Annotated in this window: 11 protein-coding genes; 3 read left to right on the top strand and 8 right to left on the bottom strand. The window is 58.4% G+C overall.

Features of this window, described 5'->3' with window-relative positions:
• Positions 1–27 precede the first annotated feature (27 nt).
• The 6 genes from ABDZ36_RS03170 to ABDZ36_RS03145 form a co-directional block, all read right to left on the bottom strand.
• Entirely contained in the window at positions 28–453 is a 426-nt protein-coding gene (locus ABDZ36_RS03170) for a PIN domain-containing protein (protein ID WP_211313706.1), read from the bottom strand.
• Positions 450–701: a ribbon-helix-helix protein, CopG family gene (locus tag ABDZ36_RS03165; protein ID WP_211313705.1), complete on the bottom strand. Its 252-nt coding sequence runs from the start codon at positions 699–701 to the stop codon at positions 450–452. Before ABDZ36_RS03165 ends, ABDZ36_RS03170 begins: the two co-directional genes overlap by 4 nt.
• A gap of 72 nt (positions 702–773) precedes the next feature.
• Positions 774–1,034 carry a DUF7389 domain-containing protein gene (locus ABDZ36_RS03160; protein WP_211313704.1) on the bottom strand — a complete coding sequence of 87 codons (261 nt, stop codon included), beginning with the start codon at positions 1,032–1,034 and terminating at the stop codon, positions 774–776.
• A 15-nt stretch (positions 1,035–1,049) separates the two neighbouring features.
• Positions 1,050–1,424 (bottom strand): DUF6166 domain-containing protein, encoded by a 375-nt coding sequence (locus tag ABDZ36_RS03155; protein ID WP_343749201.1) that lies wholly within the window; start codon positions 1,422–1,424, stop codon positions 1,050–1,052.
• A 355-nt stretch (positions 1,425–1,779) separates the two neighbouring features.
• Positions 1,780–2,271: a DUF7995 family protein gene (locus ABDZ36_RS03150; RefSeq protein ID WP_211313703.1), complete on the bottom strand. Its 492-nt coding sequence runs from the start codon at positions 2,269–2,271 to the stop codon at positions 1,780–1,782.
• 258 nt (positions 2,272–2,529) lie between these two features.
• Entirely contained in the window at positions 2,530–2,865 is a 336-nt protein-coding gene (locus ABDZ36_RS03145) for a winged helix-turn-helix transcriptional regulator (protein ID WP_211313702.1), read from the bottom strand.
• Positions 2,866–3,001: 136 nt separating this feature from the next.
• Here ABDZ36_RS03145 and ABDZ36_RS03140 point away from each other — a divergent pair, with 136 nt between their 5' ends.
• The 3 genes from ABDZ36_RS03140 to ABDZ36_RS03130 are packed head-to-tail and all read left to right on the top strand — an operon-like array spanning position 3,002 to position 5,012.
• On the top strand, positions 3,002–3,640 hold the full coding sequence (locus tag ABDZ36_RS03140; protein WP_211313701.1) for an NAD(P)-dependent oxidoreductase: 639 nt from the start codon (positions 3,002–3,004) through the stop codon (positions 3,638–3,640).
• Positions 3,641–3,650: 10 nt separating this feature from the next.
• Positions 3,651–4,142 (top strand): DoxX family protein, encoded by a 492-nt coding sequence (locus tag ABDZ36_RS03135; protein ID WP_211313700.1) that lies wholly within the window; start codon positions 3,651–3,653, stop codon positions 4,140–4,142.
• Positions 4,143–4,172: 30 nt separating this feature from the next.
• A complete protein-coding gene (locus ABDZ36_RS03130; protein WP_211313699.1) occupies positions 4,173–5,012 on the top strand; it encodes a VOC family protein in 840 nt (279 codons plus the stop codon).
• 140 nt (positions 5,013–5,152) lie between these two features.
• Here the strand turns inward: ABDZ36_RS03130 and ABDZ36_RS03125 are convergent, their stop codons facing one another.
• Both ABDZ36_RS03125 and ABDZ36_RS03120 read right to left on the bottom strand, forming a co-directional pair.
• Complete coding sequence (locus ABDZ36_RS03125; RefSeq protein ID WP_211313698.1) at positions 5,153–6,016, bottom strand: biosurfactant protein 1; 864 nt, start codon at positions 6,014–6,016, stop codon at positions 5,153–5,155.
• Positions 6,017–6,128: 112 nt separating this feature from the next.
• Positions 6,129–6,533, bottom strand: coding sequence for a hypothetical protein (locus tag ABDZ36_RS03120; RefSeq protein WP_343749200.1), 405 nt, complete (start codon positions 6,531–6,533; stop codon positions 6,129–6,131).
• Between the last annotated feature and the right edge of the window lie 158 nt (positions 6,534–6,691).

Raw genomic sequence — 6,691 nt, 5'->3', positions numbered from 1 at the left:
GCGTAGCTATAGGTGGAAAGTTGAGTATCACAATTCCAATACCGACGCTGTCTTGCATTCAACGCTGCACATTAACTCAATAGCCCGTGGTTTCTCGATGTGTCCTTGATGGTACGCGAGGATGATAACGCCGACTGAGCCATGTACTTCGATATCGTGGTCTTCTGCTGCGTCTCTCGCTTCTAGATCGTCTGTAAGGAGTACCCCGGAGTGTTCGGATGCAACCGCGAGTGCTGCAGTTTCCCCTGGGTCAAGGGCCTCGTCGAACCCCTTTGTGTCTGCTGTGACGAGGTCGTAATCCAAGGACTCGAGTGTGCTTGGTACACTGCCCTCTTCGAGTTCCTCATAGACAGTTTGTGGCACCAGCAGCTGATCGACTACGGACAGGAGATCGAGTGCGTCGATTTCGTCGAGATGGATGATCGGTCCGGTATCAGAAACGGCGAGAATCACGCATTGAGTCCCCACCGGACGTCATCTTTGACGGCTTTCGCTTCTCGGTCCGCTCGCTTAACGCGATCACGACCGACGAGTTCGATTGCTTTCTCTCGGTCGATTTCACCGTCGAGGTACTGGGTCAGTACGAGGTCCACCCAGAGGTCTTCGACGCCTCGTTCGAGCGCTTGCTCGAGTATCTTCGACTCTGGCACCCCTCGTGCATCCGCAAGCTCTTGGACTCGCTCTGTGAGGTCCACAGCCATATCTGAATAACTGTTCCGGACGGACTTAAGTGGCCTGTGCAGAACGGACAGTTCACCCGATTGATGCCCCATTCACTCCCTTCCCTCAGGCTGAATTTGGCGTGCATCCTCGGCGAGCCGATGCAGATACTCGTGAAGGACATCCATGTCCTCTTGGGCGTCGGCGAGCGTCTCAGCTTTCACTTTGCCCTTGATCTTGTCCTCGTCGCGCGTTCCGGAGCCGCGTTTGAGTTGGACGGTGATCGAGACGCCGACGTCGGTCCGCTCGACGTGCTGGGTTTCGGTCGGCTGTTCGTCAGTCGCATCGCTCGAAGAATTAGTCGTATCGGACATTGTCAGTGGAGGTGGTTAGGCAGTCGGTGCGACGTCGTCGGGGAGGACGTGTTCGATATCGGCGTCGGTGAGCGTCCAGGTGCCGTCGGCGCCGTACTCGAGTTGGCTGATGACGTCATCTTTGAACGTCTGATAGTGCTCGCGAGCGAGCGCCGCATTGTCCGTATAGTCGAGGAGGACGGCGAGTGCGAGCTGTGCCGGGCAACCTGGAGGCTGCGCTCCGACGTGAGCCGCTCCCCACCGGGATGCGTCGTCACAACCGTCTCTCCCTGCTCCCGGGAGCCGACGTAGCGAATCTCGCCTTGGTGGTGTGTGGTCTGTGCCGTCGCGTGGTTGTCGAAGGTTCCACTCGTCGTCTGGTTCGAGAGCACCACTCAGGCACTCCCGCACCCCTCTCGGGGGCGACAAACACGACGGCGGTCGCGGCCTGGCCAGGTTAACCAACACTGCCCTATTCTCGCTCTCAGATGTTGGTTAACACTCCGTCATCCAAACTTCCAAATCTGTCTAAGAGAGCGTAAAGCGCCATCCAGGTGGATATTTACACTTTGCACACGGGGTGTCTACACGTTGCTCGTCCTCGAGAGTGCGTCCTCGAAGTAGCAGTCGGCACATCGCTGATCACCCTGTGCGGCGTAGACCGGGTCCGCCGGTACCGTCTGACAGCTCGTACAGTAGCCGAACGCAGTTTTCGGGATTGGCTTCTGCCACGGCGGTCGTCGACGAGTCGTGTGGCTCGCCATCGTTAGTAGTGGACGTCGGCGGGGACGATCCAGCACGACTCGACGCCGTCGAGAATCTGGTCGAGCCGGTCTCGGTCGCGAATCCCCTGTCCGTGTTCGTCGTAGAGGACGACTGAGGGCCCGCGATAGGCGCCAAGGTTGTGGCAGGCATGCCGGACGAGGTCCTCATCGTGCATGATCGCCTCGTCGTCGAGTTCGTCCAGGCCCTCGCGAACAGCCGCGAGATTCTGTTCGAACGCCTCAATGGTCGCCTTCCAGCCAGCCTCGAGGAGGTCTTCACCGGCGTTCAACTCGACCGGCGCCGCGGCCGGCCGCTCACCCCACCGCGCTTGGCCTGCCCCAGTGATGTCTGTCTCGTTGAACGTCACGTAGTAGTCGAACACGGCGTCGACGTCTGGGGTGACGCCGACCAGTCGGTCGAACGCAGATGTGCCTGCCGCCAGTGCTTCGTCGTACGTCGATGCCTCCACTAATGCGTAGATGAGCATGTGCATCATTGAGTCCGACGCACGCCTTCGGGGCGCGCGTCGCCACTCTCCGCGTGATAAACATCTCAGAGACTACCGCAGGAGATAGGTTGCCTCTCGTGATGAGAGGCGATTTACACTCGACATCTGGTGTATCTCGCTGTCGTCATCCTCCTGATGGTGCGACATTGAGCGTTAGATGTAGAGAAGCGTCACATCAGAATCCTACTGACCCTTTGATCAAATCGGCCCAAATCAACCCATACGTTACTCGATATCAGCAAATCACTTCCCGTCGATCACCCACTTCTCACCCCACTCGTGAATCGCATCGAACGCCGAGAGCAGTTCTTCACCCTTCGGGGTCAGCGAGTAGTAGACGGCAACGGGGCTCTCTTCCTCTACCTCCCGGGTGACGTAGTCCTTTTCGTCTAAATCATCGAGGACGCGAGACAGGGTCTGAGAGTTCGCGCCCGTCGCCCGCTTGAGTTCGTTGAACCGGAGGTCACCCTCCCGAAGTACGTGGATTACCGTCATCCGCCACCGCGATCCGATCTCTTCGAGCGTTTGCACGACCGGACACTCTGCGTATTTCTTCTCGAGTGACTGTTGCGGTGACATCGATGTGACCTAGTCATACCTACGTTCGCTAAACGATATAACAGTCACGCACTCATACCAGATATGGTAATATGACTGGCTTCGCAGACACCGTATCTGCGTGCCGGGCGAACGTTACCAGCAAACCCATCCAACAATGAACGTGCTACTACTCGGCGCAAGCGGACGTATCGGCCAGCGAATCGCAACCGAACTCCTCAACCGTGGTCACGAGGTGACTGGCGTCTCCCGAAGCGGCGACATCGATGAAATCAACGACTCCGACTTCAAGGCGGTCACCGGGGACGCGACTGACCCTGACGACATTGCCGACCTTGCGTCAGGCCACGACGCAGTTGCATCCGCTCTGGGCCCGTCAGAAAACGCGGATGTCGAAACACTCAGTGGGATGACAAAGGCGCTAATCGAAGGCCTTCGTGACGCGGATGTTGACCGTCTCGTGTGGACGGGCGGTGCAGGCGGCCTCAGTGTCGGCCCTGACACGAAGCTCATCGAAACCGAAGACTTCCCGGAAGAGTTCCTCCCGCTCGCGTCGGCGCATATCGACGCGCTTGAGATTATCCGCGAAGCCGATGACCTCCAATGGTCGTACATCGCCCCAGCGGCACTAATCGAGCCAGGTGAGCGAACTGGTGAGTACCGAACCGCAGACGGCGAACTCGTTACCGACGAGGATGGTGAGAGTTACATCACGATGGAGGACTTCGCCGTCGCGTTCGTCGATGAATTGGAAAACGGTGACGCAATCCACACCCAGCTTGCTGTCGGATACTAAAGTCAATCAAATGAAACTACAAAACTCAAAGGAGCTCCCACCAGAGACGGCTGCGCGGTGGAGTCCGGCTTTCATTCGACTAGCCCTTGGAATTACGATGCTTGTCGCAGGCGTCGGCAAAGTCTTCGCAATCGGGCCAAAGGCGATGGGCATCTCTAGCTTCGCAGGCTTCTTAGCGAGTCTCGGCGTTCCGCTTCCCACGATTATGGCCTGGGGAGTCGGTCTCCTCGAACTTGTCGGTGGCATCTTGCTACTGGCCGGCTTGGCTGTTCGAATCACGGGTGCGTTGATAGCCATCGATATGCTCATCGCCACAGTTCTGTACCATCTTCCCAATGGGTATCCGGCCACGAGTGGGGGTATCGAATTGACGCTCGTGCTTGCTTTGATCGCAGCAGCGCTCGTCTTGAGTGGCCCCGGAGCACTTTCGATCGAACATACGTTGTTCAACCAAGAGGACCGCACCCTTGACTTGTCTCAGTCGAGGGGCACAGATAGATAAACAGCGTTCATATCTATTATCACGACCTTAATGACAACAGACGTACTCCCTCAGCAAACACGTATCGGACGGACTGCACTCCGCGTCAACGACCTCAAAGAGATGACCGAGTTCTACCGGGATGTCGTTGGGCTTGATATGCTCCGTCACTCCGACACTAGTTCCGTTCTCGGTATCGAGGACACACCTCTCCTTATCTTGGAGGGGGATGCAGATGCACTCCAACGACACAGGTCAAGTGCTGGGCTCTTTCACAACGCGTTCCGGGTCCCCTCGCGTGGGGCGCTGGGTGACGCGTTAGCTCGCATTCGGGAGTACTGGGAACTTAGTGGTGCGTCCGACCACGGCGTCAGTGAGGCACTGTACCTGACTGACCCGGAGGACAACGGCATCGAGATCTACCGAGATCGTCCTCGTGAGGACTGGCCTCGCAGCGGTGACGGGAGCGTTCGTATGGGAACGTATCCTCTCGATCTTGAAGCGGTGGAAGGTGCCGCCGCGGGAGACTTAGGACTCCCTGCTGGAACAGACATTGGGCACGTTCACCTTGAGGTGTCCTCGCTGGAGGCGTTCCGAGATTTCTACGTGGACACCATCGGATTCGAGGTACAGGAGAACGAACCAAGCGCACTCTTCGTCTCTGCTGGCGGCTACCACCATCACCTCGCTGGGAACACGTGGAATCAGCGGACGGAGTCGGTCAACGGCAGGGGACTATCCTGGTTTGAAGTGCTCATCCCCGACACAGCTGCGCTTGACGTAATCCAGGCCCGAATCGCGGACAGTCAGTATCCAGTAACCGAGACAGAGGATGGCATCGCAGTCACAGGGCCAGACGAGTTCGAGGTACGGTTCCGAGTCGGAACGTAGCTTCTAGTTCTATTCTTCACGTATCTATGAACATTCATATTATCGGAGATACGATTGATGGTCAATAAGCAGACCTACCTAATGGCTGTTTCATCTAATATATCGCGGAATGAAGGATAACAGTTTATCCACGCTCTCAGTTACGACAGCCTTGGGCCATGGCGCGGTGCCCCACAGACTCGACAGTCCCAGATTGGCTGCCCAGCCCACTGTTCAACTGGACCGGTTTCGGCGCCGCGGAAACGATGAGTGGTTTCGCGCTCGCAGCGTCGACACATGAGTGCTTCCCGCGTCGGCGTCGTGGACGACTGCCGGTCTGCATCATCGGGACGCGACGGCTGTTGGAGTGCGAGCGCGGGGACGAGCCAGAGAGCATCCTCTGCTTGCTCATGCACCCTGCTGAGACGCTGCCGCGAGTCAATCGCGTCCCCGGCATGGTCGTAGAGGTACGTCGCGTGTCCACCCGAATTCACGTCGTCCTCCCCCTGCGTGCGGTCACACGCCTGCTGCAGAAGGCGTTCGCCGACGTCGCTCTCCATCTGGACGACGTCGGGCAGGTCACCCCAGTGGTTGGTGAGCGTTCGCGACGGCGAGCGATCACTATCGGCGACGAGCTCGCATTCGTGAATCGCGGTGTCGCCCTTTGTGACGAGGAGTGAGTGTGCGGCGGTCCCCTTCGCGAGCGCCGCCGTCTCTGTGCGGGCCGCGACGACCGTGAAGACGAGATGGAGGAACTCCATCTTCACCTCTCCGTCGTCCTCGTTCGCCTCGTCTCTTGTAGCGCGCTCGTGGCGGCACGACCGACACGTCTCACACGCTGGCGGGACGAACTGGCCACAGCCGGGGCACGTCGACGGCGATTCCTGTGTCTCGGGATAGTTGGTCCCCGCTAACCGATCGCGTGGGTCGCCGTCTTGTTCGAGGACGTGGTCCGGTTCTCGGGTCGCTTCGCCTCTGGGCCGAAATGCGTCCTCGTCGCGACGGCGATCAGGATCTTGCGTCACACGATCTGTTCGCTCGCCTCTACAGATATATCTGGGTTGGTGGTGCTCTGATTGCAAATTGGATTCGTATCTGCTGGACTGCGTATCCATCTCTGTGTTCCCGGCCGATGCCTCATTCTCGCGGGTCACCAACCGGAACGTCACCGTACTCGGGACAGTTCACCCAGCCTTGCCCGAACGCCGCTCCAAGCCCCTCATCGGGGTACCACTCGTGTTTTTCTCCGCAGTTCGGGCAGTCAACGCGTGGGGGCTGGATCTCCGCGGCCTCCTGCTGGAGATAGTGATTCCCCTGGTAGGCACGACAGTGCTGGCAGACGTTGCCCCAGACTCGCTTCTCAAGGGTCCTACTATATACTCGCTCGACTGGCGTTTCATACTCCGCGAGCAATGCTCCGAGTGGCGTATCCAGATTGTCGTTGCGGGGCCACACAACCGGCGTGTCCTCACCACACTTCCAGCACTCCGTCTGCCACGTCACGAACTTCTCGTGATCTGCGGGGAACTCTTCCGGGAGCATTGTTGCTCCCCTTGTTCGCTCTATTCGTATTTGGCTGCTTCTACGCCTTGACGCAGTATTCTCCCCGCCTAACTACAGAAGTAGATTCAGACTACTGGAGTTCGCTGCGGAGTGTATTGCGATGCGTCCGAATCGTGGTTGTCGTGACGCCTGCGGCG

Origin of the sequence: Halarchaeum salinum, assembly GCF_039520965.1 — an archaeon.
GTDB classification, from domain to species: Archaea; Halobacteriota; Halobacteria; order Halobacteriales; family Halobacteriaceae; genus Halarchaeum; species Halarchaeum salinum.
The sequence above is the reverse complement of the archived record's forward strand: the minus strand, read 5'-3'. Positions and strand labels throughout refer to the sequence as shown.

Bases quoted from the DNA above. Each gene is read 5' to 3' on its own strand.
- ABDZ36_RS03130 (WP_211313699.1), top strand. From the start codon at position 4,173: ATGACAACAGACGTACTCCCTCAGCAAACACGTATCGGACGGACTGCA.
- ABDZ36_RS03160 (WP_211313704.1), bottom strand. From the start codon at position 1,034: ATGTCCGATACGACTAATTCTTCGAGCGATGCGACTGACGAACAGCCG.
- ABDZ36_RS03140 (WP_211313701.1), top strand. From the start codon at position 3,002: ATGAACGTGCTACTACTCGGCGCAAGCGGACGTATCGGCCAGCGAATC.
- ABDZ36_RS03165 (WP_211313705.1), bottom strand. From the start codon at position 701: ATGGCTGTGGACCTCACAGAGCGAGTCCAAGAGCTTGCGGATGCACGA.
- ABDZ36_RS03135 (WP_211313700.1), top strand. From the start codon at position 3,651: ATGAAACTACAAAACTCAAAGGAGCTCCCACCAGAGACGGCTGCGCGG.
- ABDZ36_RS03145 (WP_211313702.1), bottom strand. From the start codon at position 2,865: ATGTCACCGCAACAGTCACTCGAGAAGAAATACGCAGAGTGTCCGGTC.
- ABDZ36_RS03150 (WP_211313703.1), bottom strand. From the start codon at position 2,271: ATGCACATGCTCATCTACGCATTAGTGGAGGCATCGACGTACGACGAA.
- ABDZ36_RS03120 (WP_343749200.1), bottom strand. From the start codon at position 6,533: ATGCTCCCGGAAGAGTTCCCCGCAGATCACGAGAAGTTCGTGACGTGG.